Below are 25,774 nucleotides of genomic sequence, written 5' to 3' on the forward strand. Positions count from 1 at the left end.
GACTTAACGTCCACCATCGTCGTGGACGGACTCGCCGACCGGGTGATAGGGCAGGCGCAACGTCACGCGCGTGCCTGCTCCGGGTGCTGATTCTATCGCGAGCGCACCGCCGACGGTTTGCGCACGCTCACGCATCACGATCAGCCCGAGCCCACGCGGGCCTTCCGGTTCGAAGCCATCGCCGTCGTCGCTGACTTCCAGGCGGAAGCTCTCGCTGTCGATCGAGTACAGCCGCATGTGCACTTCGCCGGCGCAGGCGTGGCGCAGCGCGTTGGTCAGGCTTTCCTGCGCAATCCGGAAGCACGCCTGCTCGATCTCGTTGCCCGGGCGCACGTCCAGTGCCTGGATATCCAGCTCCAGCCGCACCGGCGATGCACGAAACAGCATCGAGGCCTGCCAGCGCAGGGCCGCTTCCAGGCCCAGCGCATCCAACTGCGGTGGACGCAACAGCATCGACAGGTTACGCAGCTTGGTCACGGTGCTGTCGGCCAGCGACACCACTTCCAGCAGGTCTTCGCGGCGCGCGTCAGGATCCGGCTCGTCCAGCGCCGCATGCGCTGACAGCTTCATCGCGGTGATCGCCTGGCCGATGTCGTCGTGCAGATCGCGCGAGATCGCGCGGCGTTCGTCCTCCTGCAGCGAAAACAGGCGCTTGGCCATCGCCTGCAACTCGGCATTGCTCTCGGCCAGCGCATCGCGCATGCGCTCGGGTTCGCTCAGGTCGCGTACCACTAGCAATTTGCAGCTGCGTCCGCCATAGCGGATATCGCCGGCCGACAGGCCGGCATAGAACGTGCTGCCATCGCGACGACGCATCGCCCGTGCGCTGGACACCGGCTCGTTGCGATCGCTGCCCGCGCGCAGGTACTCGCGCACCACCGGCAGGTCGCTGTCGCCGACCAGCGTCTGCAGCGGCTCGCCCAGGATGGTTTCGCCCTGGAAACCGAACTGCACAGAACCGGCGGCATTGGCATACATCACGTGCTCGTCGGCCAGGATCAGCACGCCATCGGGCAGCACCCTGACCAGCTCGCGGAACTGCTCCTCGCGCTCGCGCAGCAAGCGGCGCGACTGCTCGCGCTCGCTGACGTCCTGCAGCGTGCCATGGATATGCCGGGCGCCGTTCGGGTTGGTCACGCTTTCGGCGCGCAGATGCACGGTGCGCGGCTGCGAATCGCCGCCGGTCAGCGGCAGCAGCACGTCGATCTGCACGTCGCCGCCAGTGCACATGTCCTCGATCATGCGTTCGATCCGCGCCTGGGTGGCGGTGTCCGAGGCGGTCAACAGTTCTTCCAGCCGATGCTCGCGCCGATGCATCGGCACGCTGCGGCCGAGCAGGCGGTACACCGCCGGCGAGTAGCGCCCCAATCCGGTTGCGCGATCCAGCTGCCAGGAACCCAGCCGCGCGATGCTCTGCGCTTCTTCCAGCCGCTGCAGCGCCTCGTCGCGCAGATGCTGTGCCTGGCGTTCCTCGCTGCGGTCCACGGTGACCACCAGACGGGCAGGGCCGCTGGCCAGATGCAGCTGGTTGCTGCGGATCTCGACATGGCGCGGGCCGCTGCGGGTCAGCAGATCCTCGTGCAGGGTGCAGGTGGCGTCGCCCTTGGCGCGGATCTGGGCGATGATCTCCTCCAGGCGGGCGCCGTCGGCATTGGGCCAGATCGCCTGCAGCGTCTGCTGCAGAAATTCGTCGCGTTCCCAGCCGAAGAATTCCAGCGCTGCCGGGTTGGCATCCAGGATGCGCAGCGTGGCCAGGTCGTAGATCAGCGCAGGGCTGGGCAGGGCCAGGAACTTGGCCTGCAGCACCGCCTCCGATTGCGCAAGTTGCGCGTGCTCTTCCACGATCAGCGCCACGAAACGGCGCAGCACCAAGTGGATCACCACGCTCGACACCAGCAGGAAGCTGGCGTCCGACCAGCGTTCCGGCATGGCGGCGCCGGCCAGGTGCAGCAGCCGGTTGCCCAGCAGCAGCCAGATCACGCCGACCAGCAGATACAGCCCGGTCAGGGTCCACAGACCTTGTTGCAGGCGCTCGGCGAGGCGAAGACGGGACACGGGAGCGGACGAAAACGCGGGCGCGGCGACAGGATGAGGCATGGGTCCGCGGACGACCTTTGGTGCTGGCGATGCAACCATCTTAGCCGCAACTCGTCCCGGTTCGGTCGAGCCCGAAACACACGCCTCAACTAATCGGAGAAACGGCCGTTATCCATTGCGACTCCGAAGGCCGGGGTCGATTCTTCGGAGTGTTCCAGAGTGGACTCAGGCGTCATTGCAAGCATGCTGCAGCACCCGCTGACCTCGGCGGTGGTGTTGTTGGATGCGCATGGTCAGCCTCTGGCGGCCAACCGCGTTGCGCAATCGTTGGGATTGCCGGCCACCCTTGGCGCCTATGCCGAAGTCCTGGAGAGCAGTCGGGCCCAGGTGGCCAACAGCGGCGGCATGACCGCCTGCGTGCTGCCGGGTACCGGTGGCGGGCGTCTGGAGGGCTGGCTGCGCGCGGTCAGCGACGAACACGGCCAGGTCATGGCCTTCACCCTGAGCATTCCCGAGCCGATGGGCGCCGACGGTACCAGCCGCTGGGAAATTGGCCTGGACAGCGCCGATCACGGACTGTGGGACTGGGACATTCCAGCCGATGTGGTCTACCGCTCCGAGCGCTGGACCCGCATGCTCGGATATTCCGAACAGCCGCTGCCGAACAATCTCACCGCGTTGTCCGGGCTGATCCATCCCGACGACCACGCGCTGGTCAGTGCGGCCGTGCAGGCGCACCTGGACGGCCGTACTGATACCTATACCGCCGAATTCCGCCTGCGTCAGCACGACGGCCAATGGCGCTGGATCCTGGATCGCGGCCGCGTGGTGTCGCGAACCGCCGACGGCCGCCCGTTGCGCATGGTCGGCACGCATACCGATGTGCACCACCACAAGTTGCTCGAGCAGCAGCTGCGCGAGCAGCAGGCCCAGCTCGAAGAGGCCCAGCGCATCGCCAGCATGGGCAGCTGGAGCTGGGACACGCTCAAGGACACGCTGTGGGTGTCGCCGGATTTCCTGCAACAGCTCGGCATGACCCAGCAGCGCCTGCAGGGTATTCGCGACATCCTGCGCCTGCTGGGCCGGCCGTCGGTCGCGCATCTGCGCAGTGCCTGGCGCAAGATCAAGCACGAAGGCCTGCCGGTGCATTTCGAGCTGGAGATCAACGGGCTTGCCGGCGTCAATCCGCATCACCTGCGGGTCTGGGCACAGCCGGTGTTCGACGGCAATGGCGGCATGGTGCGTCTGCTCGGCCAACTGCAGAACGTCACCGAGCAGCGCCAGACCGATGCATTGATTCGCTGGCGCACCGAGCTGCTCAACCGCGTGTCTGCGCTGGGCAAGATCGGCGGCTGCGAGATCGAGGTCGACACCCGGCGCATGCAGTGGACCGAGGAGTGTTACCGCATCCACGGCCTGCGCAAGGAAAACATCACCCTGGAGCAGGCGCTGTCGCTGTACACGCAGGATTCGCGCGACGCCTTCGAGGCGGCGCTGCTGCGTATCTCCGACGGCGGCCTGCCCGAACAGCTGGAGCTGTGTTTCTACCGCAACTCCGGCCAGCGGATCTGGGTACAGGTGCTGATCGAGCTGGATCGTCGCGAAGGCCTGCCGCCGCGGTTCGTCGCCTTGTTCCGCGACGTCACCCGCGAACGCGAAGCCAACGAGCGCATCGAGCTGCTGGCCCACTACGATCGCCTGACCGGTCTGCCGAACCGCTTCCTGCTGCGCGAGCAGGCAGAGAACGCGATCCGCGAAGCGCACGAGCGCGGCCAGGTACTGGCGATGCTGCTGATCGATCTGGATGGCTTCAAGAGCATCAACGATTCGTTCGGTCACGCCACCGGCGACAATCTGCTCAAGCTGGCCTCCGCACGCCTGCACCAGCATCTGCGCAACAGCGACCTGTTCGGCCGCTTCAGCGACGACGAATTCATCGTGCTGCTGCGTGATCTCTCCGAACCGGAAGACGCCGGCCATGTTGCGCGCAAGCTGATCAGCGCGCTGGGCGAACCGCTGCGCAAGGATCACGTCACCCTCAAGCTCGGTGCCAGCATCGGTATCGCGCTGCAAGGAGAAGGCCTCTCGGATTTCGACAGCCTGCTGCGCGCCGCCGATGCGGCGATGTATGCAGCCAAGGAATCCGGCCGCAACACCTTCCATTACTACAGCCAGGACGTGCTGATGCGTGCCCAGCGCCGCCTGGAGCTGGAACACGCGCTGCAAGGTGCGCTGGAACGCGAAGAGTTCACCCTGGTCTATCAGCCGCTGGTCAATACGGTGGGCGAATCCTCGCCGGCGATCGAAGCGCTGATGCGCTGGAATCGCCCCGGCCATGGCCAGTGCAGCCCGGTCGAGTTCATTCCGATTGCCGAGGAGTGTGGCGAGATCGTGCGCCTGGGCGAATGGGTAATCGGCGAGGCCTGCCGTCAGGCCGTGGTCTGGGACCGGGCCGGGCTCAATTTCAGCCGCATCGCGGTCAACGTCTCTGCGGTGCAGTTGCGCGAGCGCGGCTTTGCCGAGCGCGTACTGGAAATCTGCCGCGACAACGGCTGGTCGCCATCGCGTCTGGAACTGGAATTGACCGAATCGGCCTTGATCCGCGATTCCGACTCGCTGCGCCGCTGCTTCGAGCTGTTCGAACAGAATGGTGTGCTGTTGGCGGTGGACGACTTCGGTACCGGTTTCTCCAACCTGCATTACCTCAACCGCTTCCCGGTGCAGCGTCTGAAGATCGACCGCAGCTTCGTGCAAGGCATGCTCGACGACGCCAACACCGCCGAAGTGACCCAGGCCATCGTGCATCTGGGCCACGCGCTGGGCATGCAGGTGGTGGCCGAAGGCGTGGAAACGGTTCAGGAAGACGCATTGCTGCGCCAGCAGGGCTGCGACGAAATCCAGGGCTACTTCTACTCGCGGCCGCTGTCGCCGCGCGACATGGCGCAGTGGCTGCGTGAAGCCGAAGCCGGCATGCGCCTCGGCGCACGTCTGGTCCTTGCCAACTGACGCAAGCTGTCGCAGCGCCAGGCGTCGCCCGCCGCCCTATTGAAATGCGCCGCTCGAAAGCTCAGCGAGTCGAGGGCGCGATGCCCTCGCCACTTGCGGGACACGCCGTGAATCCATCCCTGGAGGCTCCTCGGGTTCCAGCAACCGGCAGGGGCACCGCTCCAGAGAGTTGGTCGGTGGCCAGACAAAAACACACATATTGCAAGGCCTTGAGACTTTGAGAAGTCCATAGCCTGCCTGTCGAAAGCCTGCCTGTTATTCGGCTTGCGTGAGGAAGATTTTCGAACGCAAGGTGATCCGAACAATGCACCTCATGCTCTGCTTGCAACCACACACACCTACCATCTCGACTGGTCCTTGCCCGCCTACCGTCGCGGGACCTTACGCGGCACGGATGCCGCGTAAGAGCCTACAAGGACGTACTTGCGGCGTGTCCCGCGATGGTGGGCGGACAAGGGTCCTGCAGCCACCTGCAAGCTGGGTGCTCTACACCTGATCCATCACCCGCCAGACGACCGAAAAGGTACACGCCGCGATTCTGAGCAGAAGTAGCGTCGTGCCGGCGCAGCCCGCTCATCATCGCGGGACCTTGAGCGGCATGGATGCCGCAGTAAGAGCATCGAGGGACGGATTCACGGCGTGTCCCGCAACGGTGGGCAGGCAAGGGCCCTGCTGCCAAGCTACAGAGCTAGGCGCTCTACATCCGACATGGTGTCGTGGGAGTCATCGAGCAGACGGGCAGGGGAGACCTCACCCTGTTGCTGCAATCGCACGGCATTGCCTGTTCGGCGCCACGCCGGGTGGCATGGCCTGATGCACAAGCGCCAAGGGTCGGGCAGTGGATACAGCCAGCGGGGCGCCTGCCGAGGCACGCCCCGCTGTCGCACAGAAACGTCAGCGTCCGGATACGTCGACAGCGGCGCCATCCAGCCCCAGGTCCCAGGCCACGGTCGCGAACAGCAGTTCTTCTTCGCTGCAGCTGCGGCGCGGGTGCTGCATTGCCTGCACTTCCGCACGGGCGGCACGCTCCAGCCGTTCCAGCGCGGCCGGCATGCGCACGCTGCGCAGCGCGGGCCGGGCAGCGTCGCTTTGTGCGATGCGCTGGGCATGTGCAGCCGCCAGCGCGGCTGATTCCAGCACGGCCGTGGGTGTATCGGTGGGCGGGGCAAGGAGCGTCATCAGCGGAATACCAGGTTGTCGCGGAACGACAAATCCCCGGAAGGCCGGGGAATGTCGGAAATCAGACAGTGCGTGGCATCGGTCTTAGAACAGCTCGACCGTACCGGCGCCCATGCCTTGCTGCGCCACCGGCTTGTGCGGCGGGCGTTCCCATTCCACACGCATGTCGCGCAGGCGGTTGGACACCTTGGCCAGCGCGGCGACCAGATCGCTGTCGTACACGCCGCCATTGCGATGCAGCAGTTCCTGCAGCGCCACCGCTTCGCGGTTGATCGCGGTGAGGCGATCGAGGTGGGTGTGGATACCGCTCAGCGTCTGCGTGGCGATGTCCTCGAACTGCAGAGCACGCACCGCTTCGGCCACGCTACCGTCGATGGAGCGCGCGCATTCGGAGATTTCGCGCATGCCGTCGCCCAGCGAGGCGTTGATCTGCGCGACGTTCTCCAGCATCGCCGCCGATTCGTGACGGGCTTCGCGGGAGCGATCCATGTGACGCGAGGCCAGCTGCGAGACCGTTTCCCGCACCTTGGCGATCGATTCCTTGGAGCTGTGCGCCAGCTTGCGGATCTGTTCGTTGAAGGTGGTGGAACGCTCGGACAGGTTGCGCACCTCGTCGGCGACCACCGCGAAGCCGCGACCGGCTTCACCGGCACGGGCTGCTTCGATGGCGGCGTTCAATGCCAGCAGGTTGGTCTGGTCGGCGATCGACTTGACGTCTTCCAGCAACGCGAAGATGCCATCCAGGTGCTGGGCCATCTCGTCGATGTGATGCACGGTGTTGGTGCTTTGGCCGCTCACCTGTTCCAGCGCTTCCACCAGTTGCTCCATGCGGGAGCTGGCGTGCTGGGCGAAGCGGGCGACGTCGACACCGGCGCTGCCGTCGTCACCGGCACGGTCGACGATGCGGGCCAATGCCTGGCTTTGCTGGCGCGACTTGCGGTTCATCGCTTCGAAGCTGCCACCAAGACCGGACACGGCCTGGCGGATCAATTCGCGGGCACGCTCGACTTCCGAGCGCGATCCGTCGACTTCGTTGCTGACGAACGTACGCAGTTCGTTGAGCAGTTGGTCCTGCTCGCGCAGGATGCGGGTCTGGTCCGGATGACGCCGGAACTGGGAGTAGGTCACCCAGGCAGCGAAACCGAGCCAGCTGAGCGTCATGGTCGCCAGGATCGCCCAGCGCACCGAAGCGGGCCAGTCGAATCCGACAGCGAAGGGAAACAGCAAGGTCAGGGCCAAAGGGGCGGCCAGACGGATAAGTGGACGTGAATACATGGGCGTTCTCGGCAGAGTCACGGTTGCTGTATCGGCCGTACCCCCTTTGTCTTTAGCGACGATCGCCACATCGTATCGCCCGTTCAAGCTTTGTTGACACGCGCCAGCGACCGCCAGCGCGTGTAGCACACCGGGATCGTCAGTGGTTTAGCGCAGCGCGCGGTCCACCGCTTCAATCATTGCGCGCTTGGCAAACAGGAAATCCCACAGGCTGCCACCCATCTGCCGCCACAACACGGCCGAGCGGACCGCGGCCAGCAGCAGCGCGCGGATTTCCGCAACCACGCCGGCCTGCCCCAGGTAATGCGGATTGCCCTGCACCATGACCTTGGGGCGTAGGTGGCTGATGGTCTGCGCATACAGCCCGCCAAGCGAACTCAGCACATCCGGGTGGCCGCTGTCGCCCAGGCTGTGTGCCTGCCGCGCCGCTGCCTCGATGCCATTGGAGACCGTGGCGACGGTGGCGGTGTCGCGCACGAAGCGGCGCTCCAACTGCAGCACTGCCAGCGCCAGCCGCGGCAGGACCTCGTCCTGGCCCTGGTTGTGGAAATAGTTGTGCAACAGCCGCAGCCCTGGCGCCAGGTCCGCTGGCGAGCCGTACACGGCCTCCGGCGAGGACGCATCCACCCGGAACACGCTGTCCATGGCGGTACGCACCGTCGCAGCCTCCGAATGCCCGGTTTCGGCGATCCGCCGCACCTGTTGCAGGGCCTGGGCGACGCCGGCAAGCGCCAGCACGCGGTGATCCATGGAAGAACTCATCAAGCCACTACCTCAGGTGAAAAAGAAGATCCCGCCAGTTGGCGTTCCAGCGGCGCATCGGTGGCGGCAATGACTGCGCCACCCAGGCATTCCTCGCCGTCGTACAACACCAGCGACTGCCCGGGCGTCACCGCCCGCTGCGGCCGCTCGAAACGCACCTGCATGCTGCCATCGTCCTGCACCTCGACCGTGCACGGCTCGTCGGGCTGCCGGTAACGTGTCTGTGCGGTGCAGACGAAGCTGCGCGCCGGCGGCGCCCCGGTGACCCAATGGGCCTGCTCGGACTGCAGCCAGCGCGATTGCAGCAGCGGGCTGTCGCGATCCTGGTCCACATACAGCACGTTGCTCGCCACATCCTTGCCGACCACGTACCACGGCGCGGCGGCACGCCCTCGCACGCCACCGATGTTCAGGCCTTCGCGCTGACCCAGGGTGAAATAGAACACCCCCGGATGCTCGGCGATGCGCTGCCCCTGCGGGTCGCGGATCTCGCCGCTGCGCGCGGGCAGGTAACGGCCCAGAAACTCGCGGAAATCGCGCTCGCCGATGAAGCAGATGCCGGTGGAATCCTTCTTGGCATGAGTCGGCAGACCGGCGTCCTGGGCGACCCGGCGCAGCGTGCTTTTTTCCATATCGCCGATCGGAAACAGCGTCGCGGCCAGTTGCGTCTGTCCCAGCTGATGCAGGAAATAGCTCTGGTCCTTGCTACGGTCGGCGCCGCGCAGCAGGCGCCAGCGTCCGCCGCTGTGCGCCACCCGCGCATAGTGGCCGGTGGCGATGCGCTCGGCGCCCAGCGCCTGGGCCGCATCCAGAAAATGCTTGAACTTGACCTCGCGGTTGCACAGCACGTCCGGGTTCGGCGTGCGCCCGGCCGCGTATTCGGCCAGGAAGTGCTCGAACACGCCGCTCCAGTATTCACCGGAAAAATCGCGGAAGTGGAACGGGATGCCCAGCACTCCGCACACCGCCACCGCATCGCGGCGGTCGTCCTCGGCGCGGCAATCGCCGCTGCCGTCGTCGGCCCAGTTCTGCATGAACAGCCCGGCGATCGACTCACCCTGCTGGGCCAGCCGCCAGGCCGCCACCGACGAATCCACACCGCCGGAGACACCGACAACGATCCGTGGCGTACTCATGCGACGTGCCGCACCAAGGCCAAGGGATGGCGCTGGCCGGCCAGATAATCGGCCACCACTTCCCACACCAACGGGCTGCGCAGGCGCTCGGTCGCGCTGCGCAATTCGTCCGGCGTCATCCACAACGCACGCACCACGCCGGTATCCAGGTTGCGCTCGGGATGGTGGGTCACGGCCTCGGCGACAAACGCAAACCGCAGGAAGCATTGGCCAGTCGGGGCGACCCATTGGTAGGTGCCGATGAAGTGGGTCAGGCGGACATCCCAGCCGGTCTCTTCCAGCGTCTCGCGCACCGCCGCATCGAGCAGGCTCTCGTCCGGTTCCAGATGTCCGGCAGGCTGGTTCAACAGCAGCTTGCCGCCAATGGTCTCTTCCACCTGCAGGAAGCGCCCGTCGCGCACCACCACGGTGGCTACGGTGACATCCGGATGCCAGCGTTGGTCGGAAGCGCTCATCGCTGCGGGTCCTGCGTGATCGGGGCCGCGCTCGCGCTAGCGGCGAACCGTACGGTCTGAAGCCGGGTCAAGCGGCGCTGCAACCCGGCAAGGTGCACAGAGCTGGACAAGTCGGCAGTGAACGACGGCGCCAGCAACTGCGCGGTCAGGGAATCGGTCATCAAGGGCCAGCCATGGAATCGGAGACAAATTGTGCGGGGCGCGGCGTAAATCGTCCAATGCGTGCGGCGATGAACCGTATAATGCCCGGATGCCTCGTAAGACCTCACACGAACACGATCACGGCCTCACCGTCGAAGCCAGCAAGCCTGAAGTGGCGCCACCGCCGCGCTATCAGGTACTTTTGCTGAACGACGACTACACCCCGATGGACTTCGTGGTGACGGTGTTGCAGCAGTTTTTCAACCTCGATCTGGAACGGGCCACGCAGGTCATGCTGCATGTCCATACCCGTGGACGCGGCGTCTGCGGGGTCTACAGCCGCGAAGTCGCCGAGTCCAAGGTGGCGCAGGTCAACGAATTCTCGCGCATGAACCAGCACCCCCTGCTGTGCACGATGGAACAGACCTGAGGCGTCAATCCGATCATTCCAGCAGCGCAACACTGTGGCTGCAATCACATGCTAACGCCGTCTGAACATGCCTATCCGATAGGGTTGTGGTAAATCCCAACAAAAGCCGCATATTGTTGGCAACAGCCGTTCGGAGTTACCAATGTTCAGCAAAGACCTAGAGCAAACCATCGGCCAGTGCTACAAGCGAGCACGCGAGGCGCGTCATGAGTTCATGACCGTCGAGCACCTGCTGCTCTCGCTGCTGGACAACCCGTCCGCCCAGGCCGTCCTCAAGGCCTGCGGTGCCGACCAGGTGCGTTTGCACAACGATCTGGAGCAGGCGATCGAGGCCTCGGTCTCGCGCCTGGCCGAAGACGATGGCCGCGACACCCAGCCCACCCTGGGCTTCCAGCGCGTGCTGCAGCGTGCGGTCTATCACGTGCAATCCTCGGGCAAGAAGGAAGTCACCGGCGCCAACGTGCTGGTCGCGATCTTCGGCGAGAAGGATTCGCACGCGGTGTACTTCCTGAACCAGCAGGACATCACCCGTCTGGATATCGTCAATTACCTCTCGCATGGCATCGCCAAGCTGGGCGAAGACGGCGAGCAGCCGTCCGCTTCCGATGGCGAGCCCAAGAGCGAGGGCGGGGAGGGCGAGGCCAAGGGCGATGCGCTGGCCGAGTTCGCCACCAATCTCAACGAGCAGGCCCGCAACGGCAAGATCGACCCGTTGGTCGGCCGTGGCGACGAAATCGAGCGCACCATCCAGGTGCTGTGCCGCCGCCGCAAGAACAACCCGCTCTACGTGGGCGAGGCCGGCGTAGGCAAGACCGCGATTGCCGAAGGTCTGGCCAAGCGCATCGTCGACAACGACGTGCCGGAGGTGCTGGCCGATGCGGTGATCTTCTCGCTGGATCTGGGCGCGCTGGTGGCCGGCACCAAATACCGCGGCGACTTCGAAAAGCGCCTCAAGGGTGTGCTGGCAGCGCTGAAGAAGGTGCCCAACGCGGTACTGTTCATCGACGAGATCCACACCATCATCGGTGCGGGTTCGGCGTCGGGCGGCACCATGGATGCGTCCAATCTGATCAAGCCGGCGCTGTCGTCTGGCGAGCTGCGCTGCATCGGCTCGACCACGTTCCAGGAATACCGTGGCATCTTCGAAAAGGACCGTGCACTGGCGCGTCGCTTCCAGAAGATCGACATCGTCGAGCCGACCGTGGGCGAGACCTTCGAGATCCTGCAGGGTCTCAAGCCCAAGTACGAAGCGCACCACGGCGTGACCTATGCCGATGACGCACTGCAGGCGGCTGTGGACCTGTCGGTCAAGCACATCGGTGACCGCCTGCTGCCGGACAAGGCGATCGATGTGATCGACGAGGCCGGTGCGCGTCAGCGTCTGCTGCCGGAAGGCAAGCGCAAGGAACTGATCGATATCGAGGAGATCGAGACCATCGTCGCCAAGATGGCGCGGATTCCGGCCAAGCAGGTCAGCGCGACCGACAAGGACGTGCTGCAGCATCTGGAGCGCAACCTGAAGATGGTGATCTTCGGGCAGAACCCGGCAATCGAGACGCTGGCCGGCTCGATCAAGCTGGCGCGCTCGGGCCTGGCCAATCCGGAAAAGCCGATCGGCAACTTCCTGTTTGCCGGCCCTACCGGCGTCGGCAAGACCGAGGTCACCAAGCAGCTCGCGCTGCAGCTGGGGATCGAACTGGTGCGCTTCGACATGTCCGAGTACATGGAAGCGCATTCGATCAGCCGCCTGATCGGTGCGCCTCCGGGTTATGTGGGCTTCGATCAAGGCGGTCTGTTGACCGAGAAAATCGTCAAGACGCCGCACTGCGTGCTGCTGCTGGACGAGGTGGAGAAGGCGCATCCGGACATCTTCAACATCCTGTTGCAGGTCATGGATCGCGGCATCCTGACCGACACCAACGGGCGCGAGGCGAACTTCAAGAACGTGATCCTGGTGATGACGACCAATGCCGGCGCCACCCAGGCGTCGCGGCGGTCGATCGGCTTCACCAAGCAGGATCACTCCACCGATGCGATGGAGTCGATCCGCCGCGGCTTCACGCCCGAGTTCCGCAACCGCCTGGATGCGATCGTGCAGTTCCAGCCGCTGGGCTTCGATCACATCCTGCGGGTGGTGGACAAGTTCATCATCGAGCTGGAAATGCTGTTGCAGGAAAAACACGTCTCGCTGTCGGCCACCCCGACTGCGCGCGACTGGCTGGCCCAGCACGGCTTCGATCCATTGATGGGCGCGCGCCCGATGTCGCGCGTGATCCAGGAGAAGATCAAGCGTCCGCTGGCCGACGAACTGTTGTTCGGCAAGCTGGTGGAAGGCGGTCGGGTCAGCATCGACGTCAAGGATGGCGAGCTGGTGGTGGAAGCACACCCGGAGCCGGAGCGTCTGCTGCCGGCAACGGTCGACTGATCGCCTCGCGGTCCTGAAACGAAAAAACCGCTCGAAAGAGCGGTTTTTTTTATGCCCTCAGAACGTGTGGCCCGAGTGGAGGGGGCGTAGAAGCCGAGCGGCGGTCGCGGCTCGCGAGGAGCCGCGATAGCGCGCTTCCAAACCTTGGTCAATGCGGCAACCGAGGCGCAAGCGCCGGAGGCAAGGTGCAAGCGAAGGACAGAAGCAAGCCGACACTACCCGATCACCTGTGCCATCCAGATACGCAAATCTCGGCCACGACAAAAAGCGGCCATTGGCCGCCTCGCGTCTCACACCAGAACCGCTTACTTCATGCGGTAGGTAATACGACCCTTGGTCAGGTCGTAGGGAGTCATCTCAACTTTGACCCGGTCGCCGGTCAGGATGCGGATGTAGTTCTTGCGCATGCGGCCGGAGATGTGGGCGATGATTTCATGCCCATTTTCCAGCTTGACCCGGAACGTGGTGTTGGGGAGCGTCTCGCTGACGCTGCCTTCGAATTCAATGGAGTCGTCTTTCGACATGTAATCCTGTGCAATCACGGCTGGCCCGGGAGGGCCGTAAGGGACAGCATTTTACGCCCCATCTCCCCGCGGTGCAAATTTTATGTTAAGCGGACTTCAGCGAGCGCACTGGCAGGCCGCTCGCCGTAGCGCTCGGACCAGCTACCTGGCAGCGCTGCCTGGCCGACCTGCAGGCGCACCTGCTGCAGGAACTCTGCACGTGGCAGGCGTTGCGCACCCAGGCGCATCAGGTGCGGATTCTCCACCTGCGCATCGAGCAACGGCCACCCGCGGGAGTGCAGGTGCGCGGCCAGCGCCGCCAGCGCCACCTTGGAGCCGCCGCTGTCGGCACTGAACATGCTCTCGCCGAAGAACATCCGGCCGATCGCCACGCCGTAGATGCCGCCGACCAGGCGCGTGCCATCGAATACTTCCAGCGAATGCGCGTGGCCCAGCCGATGCAGTTCGATGTAGGCCTGCTGCATCGGCGTGGTGATCCAGGTGCCATCCTGGCCGGCACGCGGAATCGACGCGCAGGCATCGATCACCTGCGCGAAGGCGGTATCGGCGCGCACGATCCAGTGGCTGCTGCGCAGCTGGCGACGGAAGCGCGAGGACAGGCGCACGCCATCGGTACGAAACACCGTGCGCGGGTCCGGGCTCCACCACAGGATCGGCTGGCCTTCCGAGAACCACGGAAACACGCCACTGGCATAGGCGTTGAGCAGGCGCTGCGGCGACAGGTCGCCACCGATGGCGAGCAGGCCGTCCGGCTCGCGCAACGCGGACTCGGCCGGCGGAAACGGGGCGGCCGGATCGGCCGCCAGCAGGTAGGGAAGGGCGCGGGACATGCGCGCAGTGTAGAGCGTGGCGTACATGCTGCACCCAGGGCGACGACCATCGCCGGCACGCGACGAACCGCGTGTGTGGTCGACGCACTTTGCGGCATGCGTCCGCGAGCACCGCGGTGCCGGGCGCGTAGTTCGCACTCGCCAGACGAGTGTTCTCGGCATGGATTTGGCCGCCTTGCTCCGACGTCCGCAAGACGCCCGGCCGGCGATCAGCGGCGGCTACGCCCTACGTCGCCGCCGCGCGGCTCAGTCGCGAAACGGGCTGTGCTCGGACAGCTCGCGTGCATGCCGGGCCACCGCCTGGCGCTCGTCGGCGCACCATTGCGCCAGTGGCTCGCGGAAGCCGGGGTCGGCGATCCAGTGGCGGCTGCGGACCAGGGTCGGCAGAAAGCCGCGCGCGATCTTGTGCTCGCCTTGCGCGCCGGGCTCGAAGCGGGCCAGGCCCTCGCGCAGGCAGTATTCGATGCCCTGGTAGTAGCAGGTTTCGAAATGCAGCCCCGGAAGGGCTTCACCGCCCCAGTAACGCCCGTACAGCGTGTCGCGCCCGCGCAGGCAGAGCGCGCCGGCGATCGGTTTCCCGTCCAGCTCGGCCAGAAACATCACCAGCTGGCGCGGCAGGTGCCGGGCCAGGTGATGCAGGAATTCCGGCGTCAGCGCGGGCGAATTGCCGTATTCGTTGAAGGTCTTGAGATAGAAACCGTACATCGCTTCCAGGTCGGCGTCGCTGGCTTCATCGCCATGCACCACGCGCAACTGCACGCCGGCCCGCTGCACCTTGGCGCGCTCCTGGCGGATGTTCTTGCGCCGCTTGTGATCCATCGCCGCCAGGAAGCTTTCGAAATCGCTCCAGCCGCTGGCGTTGTGCCAGTGGTACTGCAGATCGTTGCGCTCCAGCCAGTCGGCGGCGAAGGCGGCGTCTTCGTCGGCCGGGTGGAAGTTGACGTGCGCCGACGACAGCCCGCTGCGCTCCACCAGCGTACGCATCGCCGCGAGCAACTGCGGGCGCCAGCGCGCTGCGCCCAGCAGGCGCGGTCCGGTCACCGGCGAGTAGGGCACCCCGCACAGCCACTTGGGGAAGTATTCCTGACCGTAGCGCGCATAGGCATGCGCCCAGGCGTGGTCGAACACGAACTCGCCATGCGAGTTGTTCTTCAGGTATCCCGGTGCGGCGGCGACCAGCGTGTCGCCGTCCCATAGCGTCAGGTGCAGCGGGTTCCAGCCCCAGTCCGGTCGCAGGCAGCCCTCCTGCTCCAGGCCTTCCAGGAACGCGTAAGAAATGAATGGGTGCGCGCCGTCATGCAGCGCGTCCCAGGCACCGGCCGGAAGCTCGTCCAGCCGGCGGCACCAGCGGGCCGTGACGCTCATGCGCACGGTCCGCTGGTTTCGGCGCTGCCCGCGCGGCGCGGCCGGCGGTCAGCAGCCACCTCAGGCGCTCTTGTCGAGGTAGCGCTCGGCATCCAGCGCGGCCATGCAGCCGAAGCCGGCCGAGGTGATCGCCTGGCGGTAGTGCTGGTCGGCGACGTCGCCGGCGGCGAACACACCGGCCACCGAGGTCTCGGTCGCCGCGCCGTTGAGGCCGGAGCGGATTTCCAGGTAGCCGTTGTTCATCGCCAGCTGGCCGTCGAACAATTGCGTGTTGGGGTGATGGCCGATGGCAACGAAGAAGCCGTGCGCGACGATCTCGCGGGTGCTGCCGTCGAGGGTGGACTTGACCCGCACGCCGGTGACGCCGGCATCGTTGCCCAGCACTTCATCGATGGCGTGGTGCCAGACGGTTTCGATCTTGCCTGCGGCGACCTTGGCGAACAGCTTGTCCTGCATGATCTTTTCGGCGCGCAGCGTGTCGCGGCGGTGCACCAGGTAGACCTTGCGGGCGATGTTGGACAGATACAGCGCTTCTTCGACTGCGGTATTGCCGCCGCCGACCACCACCACGTCCTGGTCCTTGTAGAAGAAGCCGTCGCAGGTGGCGCAGGCGGACACGCCGCGGCCCTTGAAGGCTTCCTCGCTGGGGATGCCCAGGTACTTGGCGGTGGCGCCGGTGGAGATGATCAGTGCGTCGCAGGTGTATTCGGCACCGTCGCCGGTCAGCCGGAACGGGCGCTGCGACAGGTCGGCGGTGTGGATGTGGTCAAAGATCACCTCGGTCTCGAAGCGCTCGGCATGCGCCTGCATGCGGCTCATCAGGTCCGGGCCCATCAGGCCGTGGGGGTCGCCCGGCCAGTTGTCGACTTCGGTGGTGGTCATCAGCTGGCCGCCTTGCTGCAGGCCGGTGATCACCACTGGCTTGAGGTTGGCGCGGGCGGCGTAGACCGCGGCGGTCCAGCCGGCCGGGCCGGAGCCCAGGATCAGCAGGCGGGAATGCTTGGCGGGACTGGCAGAAGAGGCGCCCATGTATACTCGCGATCTAGGAATTGGCAGGGCAGGCGGGTGAATTCGCGCCCCTGTGGCGGCATAGAGTGGCGGTCCCCACCCGGTGAATCAAGGCGGCGCGATGGAACTGCTTGAACCGCAGATGGCATGGTCCACCCAGTACGCGTAATCGACGCCGCCCCGTGCGGCGTTTTTTGTTGACCATCGCATGCCCGGGCAGGCGACGTGCATGCAACAGCTGAAACCGTGGCCTCAGTCGTTTATTATCAACCACTAACAGCATTTTTCTAAGGTCTGGCTACAGGTGGCAAAGCAGGTTCCCGAACGCAGCAAGCCCGCTGAGGGCAAGACGTCCTCGCGCAAGACAGCGGTGGCGGACAATCCGCGTCGGCAAAAGCTCTGGCGCGATCTGGCATTGATCGCGGTGGCGCCGCTGCTGCTGTATCTGCTGGCCAGCCTGTTCACCTATTCGAGCGCCGATCCCGGCTGGTCGCAGACCGGCAGCGTGGTCGCGCCAGTGCACAACATGGGCGGCCGCGTCGGCGCCTGGACGGCCGACGTGCTGCTGCAGTTGTTCGGTTATGTGGCCTTCCTGCTGCCGGTGGTGCTGGGCGCGGTGGCCTGGATCGCCTTGTTCGGCATGGACAAGGAAGGGCAGGCCGAAGCCGATCTGGGGCCGGCATTGCGGCTGGTCGGCATGGTGGGCTTTCTGATCGCCTCGACCGGCTTCCTGCATCTGCGCCTGTTCAACGGCGACGTGGCCGCCGCCGGCGGGATCCTGGGGCGGTTGGTCAGCAATTCGCTGAGCGCCGGGTTCGGAGCCTTGGGCGCGAACCTGTTCGTGCTGGTGCTGCTGCTGGTGTCGATCACCCTGGCCACCGGCCTGTCGTGGTTTGCGGTGATGGAGCGCATCGGCACCTGGGTGCTGGCGCTGGGGCCGCTGATGCAGCGCAAGACCCATCAGGCCACCGAGTGGCAGCAGACCCGCGTGATGCGCGAAGAGCGCGAGGAAGTGCGCAAGGTCGATGCGGTCAAGCAGGCCAAGCGCGAGCCGGTCAAGATCGAGCCGCCGCCGGCACCGGTGGTGGAAAAGAGCGAGCGCGCCAAGCGCGATACCCAGATCCCGATGTTCCAGGGCGTGAGCACCGACGGCTCCGATCTGCCGCCGCTGGCCCTGCTGGACGACCCCAAGCCACAGGCCAAGGGGTATTCGGAAGAGACGCTGGAGACGCTGTCGCGGCAGATCGAGTTCAAGCTCAAGGATTTCCGCATCGAGGCGCAGGTAGTCGGGGCCTATCCGGGTCCGGTGATCACCCGCTTCGAGATCGAGCCGGCACCGGGCATCAAGGTCAGCCAGATCAGCTCGCTGGACAAGGATATCGCGCGCGGGCTGTCGGTCAAGTCAGTGCGCGTGGTCGACGTGATCCCGGGCAAGTCGGTGATCGGCCTGGAGATCCCCAACGTCAGCCGCGAGATGATCTTCCTGTCCGAGCTGCTGCGCTCCAAGGAATACGACAAGTCGGCCAGCCCGCTGACCCTGGCCTTGGGCAAGGACATTGCCGGGCGCCCGACGGTGGCCGACCTGGCGCGCATGCCGCACTTGTTGGTGGCCGGTACCACCGGCTCGGGCAAGTCGGTGGCGGTCAATGCGATGGTGCTGAGCCTGCTGTTCAAGGCCTCGCACAAGGAACTGCGCATGCTGATGATCGACCCGAAGATGCTCGAATTGAGCGTCTATCAGGGCATCCCGCATCTGCTTGCGCCGGTGGTCACCGACATGAAGGAGGCCGCCAACGGTCTGCGTTGGTGCGTGGCCGAGATGGAGCGCCGCTACAAGCTGATGAGCGCGGTGGGCGTGCGCAACCTGGCCGGCTTCAACAAGAAGATCAAGGACGCCATCGACGCCGGCCAGCCGATGATGGACCCGTTGTTCAAGCCCAACCCCGAGCTGGGTGAGGCGCCGCGGCCGCTGGAGACGCTGCCGTTCATCGTGATCTTCATCGACGAATTCGCCGACATGATGATGATCGTCGGCAAGAAGGTCGAAGAGTTGATCGCGCGCCTGGCGCAGAAGGCGCGTGCGGCCGGTATCCATCTGATCCTGGCCACGCAGCGGCCGTCGGTGGACGTGATCACCGGCCTGATCAAAGCCAATATCCCGACCCGCGTGGCGTTCCAGGTCAGCTCCAAGATCGACTCGCGCACCATCCTGGATCAGTCCGGCGCCGAAGCGCTGCTGGGCAATGGCGACATGCTGTATCTGCCGCCCGGCACCGCGCTGCCGGACCGCGTGCATGGTGCCTTCGTCAGCGACGAGGAAGTGCATCGGGTGGTCGAGCATCTCAAGGCTAGCGGGCCTGTGTCCTACGTCGAGGGCGTGCTGGACGAGGTTCAGACCATGGGCGATGGCACCGTGGTCGGTGCGACCGGTTTGCCGGAAAGCAGCGGCGGTGGCGGCGACGAGTCCGACCCTTTGTACGACGAGGCCTTGCGCATCGTCACCGAAACCCGGCGTGCCTCGATCTCCGGCGTGCAGCGGCGCTTGAAGATCGGCTACAACCGCGCCGCACGCCTGATCGAAGCGATGGAAGCGGCCGGCGTGGTCAGCCCGCCCGAGCACAATGGCGATCGCACCGTGCTAGCACCGCCGCCGCCCAAGTAATCGGCGGCCAGCAACGCGGGGGCGTATCGGCTTGACGGTGGCGCCGCGTTCCGGGCTTGTTCGGATTGCGTATGCGTAGACGCGTGGATGCGGCAATGTTGGAGGCCGGTGCCTGACGCTGCGGCGCACACCGGCTACCCTGATGCCCGAGGGCCGCTCCGGCCCGCCGCGATCTAGACCCATGCTGCGTCGTTCCGTGTTGCTGCTCCTGCTGCTGATCTCACTGCCATTGCTGGCCCAGGCCGAGCAACAGGCTGCGCCTGCTGCCGCTGCGGCGCGCATGCAGGCCGACACCAACTACAGCTTCGTGCGCTATCGCGCCGACTACGAAGTGCGTGCCGATGCCAGCAGCGTGGAAACCGACGAGTACGAGATCCTGCTCAAGACCAAGTCGGCGGTGGAACAGTTCAGCCAGGTGCGGCTGAGCTATAGCGAGAAGATGGAAACCCTGGAGGTGCTGCAGGCCTACACCGTCACCGCCGAAGGGCTGCGCCAGGACGTGGCGCCCGACAAGATCTACACCCAGGAAAGCTATTCCAGCGCAGCGGCGGCGATGTATGCCGACCGCAAGGTCAAGGTGGTGGTGTTCCCGAATCTGGCCCCGGGCGCGCGCATCGTCTATCGCGTGCGGCGTGCGCAGAACACCCCGTACTTCCCCGGCTACTTCAGTCTGTGGGAGACCTTCAGCGTGTTCGCGCAATACGACGATGCGGTGGTCACGCTGGTGGCGCCGAAGGCATTGCCGATGCATTTGTCGGTGCGCGGCTTGCAGGGCGGGACCAGGCCGGTGGTGCGTGGCGATCAGGCGCGCTGGGAGTGGCGCTATCAGCGCACCACGCCGATGAAGAACCAGAACTGGAGCGCGGCGACCTGGGAGTTCAGCCCCACCTTGATGGCCAGCACCTTCGACAGCTGGGCGCAGATGGGCCTGGCCTATCACGTCAAGGGCGGCCGCGCCGCCGCGGTGACGCCGGCGATCCAGTCGCTGGCCGACGAGGTGACCCGCGGCATCGACGCGCCGCGGGCGCAGGCCGCTGCGCTGTACGCGTGGGTGGCGCGCAATATCCGTTATGTGGCGGTGTACCTGGGCAACGGCGGGCTGGAGCCCAACAGCGCCGACAGCATCCTGGCCAACCACTATGGCGACTGCAAGGACCACACCGTGATCCTGGAAGCCTTGCTGGCGGCCAAGGGCATCGCCAGCACCCCCGTGCTGATCGGCGCCGAAGGCGGGCCGACGCTGCCGCCGATCCCGGTGCTCGGCCGCTTCAATCACGCCATCACCTACATCCCGGCGTTCGATCTGTATGTCGATTCGACCAATCCGTACGCGCGCTTCGGCCAGTTGCCGGCCGGTGACCTTGGGGCGCCGGTGGTGCATACGCTGGACGGCAAGGTCACGCATACCCCGCCCAACGACCGCAAGGTCAACCGCTACGTCGCGCGTACCGAGTACCGCTTTACCCCGCAGGGCGGGCTGCACGGCCTGACCACGCTCGACAGCGGACAGACCGGCGAGGTGGGGCTGCGTGCGATGTTCGTGCAGCTCAATGCGCAGAACCGCAATCGCATCGAGGAGTCGATCATTGCGCAGTCCGGCTTCGACGGCACCGGCGATCTGTTGATCCAGGGCGACCCGCTGGATCTGGATGCGCCGTTCAACTATCGCTACTCCTTCCAGGCCGAGGATGCGGTGGATTTTTCGGTGGTCGGCGGCATGACCTTGCCCGATATGCCCGGTGCCGAATCCACCCGAGGCATCTATACGACCACCTCGGCCGACGACAACCTGACCCCGTTCTACTGCAACGACAGCGTGCGCGAAGAAACCTATGTGGTGAGCTTCCCGGCGACGGTGCCGATCATCGCGATTCCGCGCAGCAGTCGCTTTCGCAACGCTGCTGGCGAGTACGCGGTCGAGTGGACGCGCCAGGGCCAGACGGTGACGGCGGTGCATCGCTTGCAACGCGCGGCAGTACGTGGGCCGCAGGCGCTGTGTCAGCCGCAGGATTACCGCGCGTTTCGCGAGCTCTACCAGCAGGTGCGGCGCGGCTTTCGCGGGCAGATCGTGTACGGCGATCTGTCCAGGGTACAGACGGCGCAGTGAGATGAATCCACTGGCGGCGGCCGCGATCTGAACGCCTTGTGCGATAGCGCTCGCCCATTCATCCAGGAAGTATCAGAATTCCCGCATTCCCTTTCTGGAACACCGCGATGCATCGCCAGCTCCGTTATGCCGTTCTCGCCACCGCCTTGTTCGCCGGCACCGCGTTTGCCGGTGCGCGTCAGGAGCTGGACACGTTCACACGCGGCCTGAAAGGCCTGGACGGGCAGTTCAACCAGCAGGTCTCCGATGCCAACGGCCGGGTCAAGGAACGCGCGAGCGGGCGGGTGGCATTGTCGGCGCCGCGCCAGTTCCGTTGGGAATACGCCAAGCCCTACAAGCAGCTGATCGTGGCCGATGGCAAGAAGGTGTGGGTGTTCGACCCGGACCTGGGGCAGGTGACCGTGCGTGCGCAGGGCAGCGAAGAACAGAACAGTCCACTGGTTGCATTGATCGACCCGGCGCGCCTGGACAAGCAATACGACGTCAGCGAAGAAGCGGCGCCACGTGATGGCCTGCAATGGCTGTCGCTGACGCCCAAGGTCGACACCGAAGCCAGTTTCCAGATGGCCTCGCTGGGGTTCGGCAAGGATGGCCTGGCCAGGATGGAAGTGGTGGACGCGGTCGGCCAGCGCACTGCGATCAGCTTCAGCGGCTGGAAGCGCAATCCGGCATTCGCGGCCGACACCTTCCGCTACACGCCGGGCAAGGGTGTGGACGTGGTCGGCGACGCGCAGTAAGCCGTTGCTTGCAGCAGTCGTGCAGCCAACGGCCGTGTTCGCAGAAGGTCGTTGGCTGACGCGATACAATGCCGCGTGGCACGAACCAAGCTCCCCATCACTCCCGAAGCCGATCTGCTCAGCGTAGACGGCGAGCACCTGCGCCCGCTGGCCGAGCGCATGCGTCCGCGCACCCTCGACGAGATGGTCGGGCAGAAGCGACTGCTCGCGCCCGACAGCGCATTGCGACGCGCGGTGGAATCCGGCCGCGTGCATTCGATGATCCTGTGGGGTCCGCCCGGTTGCGGCAAGACCACCCTGGCGCTGCTGCTGGCGCATTACGCCGACGCCGAGTTCAAGGCGATCTCGGCAGTGCTGTCGGGTTTGCCCGAGGTGCGCCAGGTGCTGGCCGAGGCTGCGCAGTGCTTCGCCGGCGGGCGCCGCACGGTGTTGTTCGTCGATGAGGTGCACCGTTTCAACAAGGCGCAGCAGGATGCGTTCCTGCCGCATATCGAGCGTGGCACGATCCTGTTCGTCGGTGCGACGACCGAAAATCCCTCGTTCGAACTGAATTCGGCATTGTTGTCGCGCTGCCGCGTGCACGTGCTGGAAGGCGTTTCGCCGCAGGACATCGTCGAGGCCTTGCAACGTGCGCTGCACGATCCGGAGCGCGGGCTGGGGCAGGAGAGCATCCAGGTCAGCGATGCCTCGCTGCTGGAAATTGCCAGCGCGGCCGACGGCGACGTGCGCCGTGCATTGACCCTGCTGGAGATCGCCGCGGAGCTGGCAGGCGGCGAGGGTGGCCAGATCACCCCGCAGACGCTGCTGCAGGTGCTGGCCGACCGCACGCGTCGCTTCGACAAGAACGGCGAGCAGTTCTACGACCAGATTTCGGCGCTGCACAAATCGGTGCGCAGCTCCAACCCCGATGCCGCGCTGTACTGGCTCACGCGCATGCTCGACGGCGGCTGCGACCCGGCCTATCTGGCACGGCGGCTGACCCGCATGGCGATCGAGGACATCGGCCTGGCCGATCCGCGCGCGCAGAGCATGGCGCTGGAAGCCTGGGACATCTACGAACGTCTGGGCAGCCCGGAGGGCGAGCTGGCGTTCGCGCAACTGGTGCTGTATCTGGCCAGCACCGCCAAGTCCAATGCCGGCTATGCCGCCTTCAACCAGGCCAAGGCCGAGGTGCGCGCCACCGGCACGCAGGAGGTGCCGCTGCATCTGCGCAACGCGCCGACCAAGCTGATGAAGACGCTGGGCTACGGGCAGGACTATCAATACGACCACGACGCCGAAGGCGGGATCGCGCTGGACCAGACCGGCTTTCCGGATGCGATGGGCGAGCGGGTCTATTACAACCCGGTGCCGCGCGGGCTGGAGATCAAGCTCAAGGAAAAGCTCGACCGCCTGCGCGCCGCGCGCGAACAGGCGCGGGCTGACAAGGGCGGCAAGCCCACGGCATAATCGGCCGCACAGGAGATGGCATTCCTCCTTGAACCGCACGCACCCTGCGCGCTGATGATGCCTGCCCACCCCCGCCGGGGCGGCAGGTCTGTGCCCCGGCATCTTTTCTCGCTCAGAAAACGGATGATGCCGACATGCACGACACCTTGTTGAACCCCACTTCGGCCGCCTGCGGAGTGCGCGCATGAACACGCCGGTGTGGTGGCAGCAATTGCTGCTGGCGATGACCGGCGGTGCGCTGGGCTCCGGCCTGCGCTTTGCCATCGGTGCCTCGTTGCTGCAGCGCTTCGGTAACGGATTTCCGTGGGGCACGCTGACCGTGAATCTGCTCGGCTCGTTCGTCGCCGGCGTGCTGCTGGTCTGGCTGGATGCGCGCGGGCCGGCAAGCTGGCCGTTGCGGGCCTTGTTGATCGTCGGCGTGATCGGCGGGCTGACCACGTTCTCGTCGTTGATGATGGAATGCCTGGTATTCGCACGCACGGATCGGTCCGCGATGATCGGCGTGTATCTGGCCATCACGCTGGTGGCCGGGCTGGCGCTGGTGTTTGCCGGTGCGCGTGCCGGTCAGTGGCTGGTGGCGCGTTAGGCGCAGCTCTGCCGTGTAATCTCGGCAGTGAAGCCAAGGCCGGGATGCGGCGACGTTGCGAGCGTAGATACACGCCGACGATTGAATGGCTGGCATGTGTTGGCGCCGCCGGGCAACGGTCAACGTGCCATCAGGGGCCATGCTCGGACGCGACGCCTGGCCGCGTGCCTGTCGGGCGCGCCGACGGATGCTTGGTGTCGCTGGCATTCGCTGGCGACCGTTTGCACTGGCGCATAAAAAAGGCGTGCTCGCGCACGCCCTGATTGACTGACAGCCTGGTCGGCGTTGCGGGATCGGCCCGACGGCCGATCCCGCAATGCATGACTTACAGCGCTTCGATGATGCCCGCCGCGCCCATGCCGGTGCCGATGCACATGGTGACCATGCCGTACTTCTGCTGACGACGGCGCAGGCCGTGTACCAGGGTGGCGGCACGGATCGCACCGGTTGCGCCCAGCGGGTGGCCCAGGGCGATGGCGCCGCCGAGCGGGTTGACCTTGGACGGATCCAGCTCGCTGTCGCGGATCACCGCCAACGCCTGTGCGGCGAAGGCTTCGTTGAGCTCGATCCAGTCGATCTGGTCCTTGGTCAGGCCGGCCTGCTTGAGCGCCTTGGGAATCGCCGCGATCGGGCCGATCCCCATCACCTCCGGACGCACGCCGGCCACCGAGAAGCTGACAAAGCGCGCCAGCGGGGTCAGCCCGTAATCCTTGATCGCCTGCTCGGAGGCCAGCAGCACTGCACCGGCGCCGTCGCTCATCTGCGAGGAGTTGCCGGCGGTGACGCTGCCGCCGAACTGGCCGTTGCGGAACACCGGACGCAGCTTGGCCAGGCCTTCGAGCGAGCTGTCGGGGCGCGGGCCTTCATCGGTGTCGACCAGCCGCTTGCGCAGCGCGATGACGTTGCCGGCCAGGTCGGGCTGGTGCGAGAGGATTTCGTAGGGAGTGATCTCGTCGCGGAATTCGCCGGCGGCAATGGCGGCAATCGCCTTCTGGTGCGAAGCGAGCGCGAATGCATCCTGATCCTCGCGCGAGACCTTCCATTCCTCGGCCACTTTCTCGGCGGTGATGCCCATGCCGTAGGCGATCGCGACGTGGTCGTCGGCAAAGACGTTCGGCGACATGGCGACCTTGTTGCCCATCATCGGCACCATCGACATCGACTCGGTACCGCCGGCCAGCATCAGGTCGGCATTGCCCAGACGGATCTGGTCGGCGGCCATCGCCACGGCCTGGATGCCGGACGAACAGAAACGATTGATGGTCTGGCCGGCCACGCTGTTGGGCAGGCCGGCGAGCAGCACGCCGATGCGCGCCACGTTCATGCCTTGCTCGCCCTCGGGCATCGCGCAGCCGATGATGGCATCGTCGATCCGCGACAGATCGATGCCCGGCGCCTGCGCCACCACCGCACGCAGCACGTGCGCCAGCATGTCGTCGGGACGGGTATTGCGGAACACGCCCTTGGGCGCCTTGCCGACCGGCGTACGGGTGGCGGCGACGATGTAGGCTTCTTGAATCTGCTTGCTCATGGCTATCTCCGATAGCCGGGATTGGGGAGTCGGGATTGGGGATTCGCAACTGCGGATCCTGATTCCTGAATGGTCCTGCCCGGCGGATGAATTTGGTGGAAGCGAGAATGTTGGAGGGCAGGGGAGCCG

General features: G+C 65.7%; 19 protein-coding genes and 1 riboswitch. Of the genes, 8 read left to right on the top strand and 11 right to left on the bottom strand.

Annotated features, from left to right (window positions below):
• Positions 1-3 precede the first annotated feature (3 nt).
• Positions 4-2,136, bottom strand: coding sequence for a sensor histidine kinase (locus ABQ137_RS17895; RefSeq protein WP_081008513.1), 2,133 nt, complete (start codon positions 2,134-2,136; stop codon positions 4-6).
• 120 nt (positions 2,137-2,256) lie between these two features.
• Here ABQ137_RS17895 and ABQ137_RS17900 point away from each other — a divergent pair, with 120 nt between their 5' ends.
• Positions 2,257-5,043, top strand: coding sequence for a sensor domain-containing protein (locus tag ABQ137_RS17900; protein WP_179465880.1), 2,787 nt, complete (start codon positions 2,257-2,259; stop codon positions 5,041-5,043).
• A gap of 894 nt (positions 5,044-5,937) precedes the next feature.
• Here ABQ137_RS17900 and ABQ137_RS17905 read toward each other — a convergent pair.
• The 5 genes from ABQ137_RS17905 to ABQ137_RS17925 all read right to left on the bottom strand — a co-directional run bounded on the left by ABQ137_RS17905 (position 5,938) and on the right by ABQ137_RS17925 (position 9,850).
• Positions 5,938-6,222 (bottom strand): hypothetical protein, encoded by a 285-nt coding sequence (locus ABQ137_RS17905; RefSeq protein ID WP_104553478.1) that lies wholly within the window; start codon positions 6,220-6,222, stop codon positions 5,938-5,940.
• 84 nt (positions 6,223-6,306) lie between these two features.
• Positions 6,307-7,584: a methyl-accepting chemotaxis protein gene (locus tag ABQ137_RS17910; protein ID WP_184517403.1), complete on the bottom strand. Its 1,278-nt coding sequence runs from the start codon at positions 7,582-7,584 to the stop codon at positions 6,307-6,309.
• 60 nt (positions 7,585-7,644) lie between these two features.
• Positions 7,645-8,259, bottom strand: a complete 615-nt coding sequence (hflD, locus tag ABQ137_RS17915; protein WP_024940108.1) for a high frequency lysogenization protein HflD — start codon at positions 8,257-8,259, stop codon at positions 7,645-7,647.
• The gene (gene mnmA / locus ABQ137_RS17920; protein ID WP_349783282.1) at positions 8,259-9,395 is read right to left on the bottom strand and encodes a tRNA 2-thiouridine(34) synthase MnmA; all 1,137 of its coding nucleotides are present in this window, start codon (positions 9,393-9,395) and stop codon (positions 8,259-8,261) included. Before mnmA ends, hflD begins: the two co-directional genes overlap by 1 nt.
• The gene (locus tag ABQ137_RS17925; protein WP_104559687.1) at positions 9,392-9,850 is read right to left on the bottom strand and encodes an NUDIX hydrolase; all 459 of its coding nucleotides are present in this window, start codon (positions 9,848-9,850) and stop codon (positions 9,392-9,394) included. Before ABQ137_RS17925 ends, mnmA begins: the two co-directional genes overlap by 4 nt.
• Positions 9,851-10,100: 250 nt before the next feature.
• Here ABQ137_RS17925 and clpS point away from each other — a divergent pair, with 250 nt between their 5' ends.
• Positions 10,101-10,421 carry an ATP-dependent Clp protease adapter ClpS gene (gene clpS / locus ABQ137_RS17930; protein ID WP_016901748.1) on the top strand — a complete coding sequence of 107 codons (321 nt, stop codon included), beginning with the start codon at positions 10,101-10,103 and terminating at the stop codon, positions 10,419-10,421.
• 142 nt (positions 10,422-10,563) lie between these two features.
• Positions 10,564-12,846: an ATP-dependent Clp protease ATP-binding subunit ClpA gene (clpA, locus tag ABQ137_RS17935; protein ID WP_039527343.1), complete on the top strand. Its 2,283-nt coding sequence runs from the start codon at positions 10,564-10,566 to the stop codon at positions 12,844-12,846.
• Between the two features lie 305 nt (positions 12,847-13,151).
• On the opposite strand, the gene infA is transcribed toward clpA, so the two are convergent.
• The 4 genes from infA to trxB form a co-directional block, all read right to left on the bottom strand.
• Positions 13,152-13,370, bottom strand: a complete 219-nt coding sequence (gene infA / locus ABQ137_RS17940; RefSeq protein WP_002813418.1) for a translation initiation factor IF-1 — start codon at positions 13,368-13,370, stop codon at positions 13,152-13,154.
• A gap of 80 nt (positions 13,371-13,450) precedes the next feature.
• Positions 13,451-14,200 carry a leucyl/phenylalanyl-tRNA--protein transferase gene (aat, locus tag ABQ137_RS17945; protein ID WP_349783283.1) on the bottom strand — a complete coding sequence of 250 codons (750 nt, stop codon included), beginning with the start codon at positions 14,198-14,200 and terminating at the stop codon, positions 13,451-13,453.
• Between the two features lie 246 nt (positions 14,201-14,446).
• Positions 14,447-15,565 (bottom strand): GNAT family N-acetyltransferase, encoded by a 1,119-nt coding sequence (locus tag ABQ137_RS17950; protein WP_349783284.1) that lies wholly within the window; start codon positions 15,563-15,565, stop codon positions 14,447-14,449.
• Positions 15,566-15,625: 60 nt separating this feature from the next.
• Entirely contained in the window at positions 15,626-16,594 is a 969-nt protein-coding gene (gene trxB, locus ABQ137_RS17955) for a thioredoxin-disulfide reductase (protein ID WP_349783285.1), read from the bottom strand.
• 283 nt (positions 16,595-16,877) lie between these two features.
• Here trxB and ABQ137_RS17960 point away from each other — a divergent pair, with 283 nt between their 5' ends.
• The 5 genes from ABQ137_RS17960 (at position 16,878) to crcB (ending at position 24,114) form a co-directional block, all read left to right on the top strand.
• Positions 16,878-19,235, top strand: coding sequence for a DNA translocase FtsK (locus ABQ137_RS17960; protein WP_126968862.1), 2,358 nt, complete (start codon positions 16,878-16,880; stop codon positions 19,233-19,235).
• A 181-nt stretch (positions 19,236-19,416) separates the two neighbouring features.
• Positions 19,417-21,342 (top strand): DUF3857 domain-containing transglutaminase family protein, encoded by a 1,926-nt coding sequence (locus ABQ137_RS17965; RefSeq protein ID WP_349783286.1) that lies wholly within the window; start codon positions 19,417-19,419, stop codon positions 21,340-21,342.
• A 107-nt stretch (positions 21,343-21,449) separates the two neighbouring features.
• Entirely contained in the window at positions 21,450-22,079 is a 630-nt protein-coding gene (lolA, locus tag ABQ137_RS17970) for an outer membrane lipoprotein periplasmic chaperone LolA (RefSeq protein WP_349783287.1), read from the top strand.
• A 159-nt stretch (positions 22,080-22,238) separates the two neighbouring features.
• Complete coding sequence (locus ABQ137_RS17975; RefSeq protein ID WP_349783326.1) at positions 22,239-23,528, top strand: replication-associated recombination protein A; 1,290 nt, start codon at positions 22,239-22,241, stop codon at positions 23,526-23,528.
• Positions 23,529-23,530: 2 nt separating this feature from the next.
• A riboswitch (Fluoride riboswitch) is annotated at positions 23,531-23,599 on the top strand.
• 113 nt (positions 23,600-23,712) lie between these two features.
• Positions 23,713-24,114 (top strand): fluoride efflux transporter CrcB, encoded by a 402-nt coding sequence (gene crcB, locus ABQ137_RS17980; protein WP_184578037.1) that lies wholly within the window; start codon positions 23,713-23,715, stop codon positions 24,112-24,114.
• Between the two features lie 325 nt (positions 24,115-24,439).
• Here the strand turns inward: crcB and ABQ137_RS17985 are convergent, their stop codons facing one another.
• A complete protein-coding gene (locus tag ABQ137_RS17985; protein ID WP_024940117.1) occupies positions 24,440-25,645 on the bottom strand; it encodes an acetyl-CoA C-acyltransferase in 1,206 nt (401 codons plus the stop codon).
• Between the last annotated feature and the right edge of the window lie 129 nt (positions 25,646-25,774).

Origin of the sequence: Xanthomonas sp. WHRI 8393 (genome assembly GCF_040203315.1) — a bacterium.
Classification (GTDB): domain Bacteria; phylum Pseudomonadota; class Gammaproteobacteria; order Xanthomonadales; family Xanthomonadaceae; genus Xanthomonas; species Xanthomonas arboricola.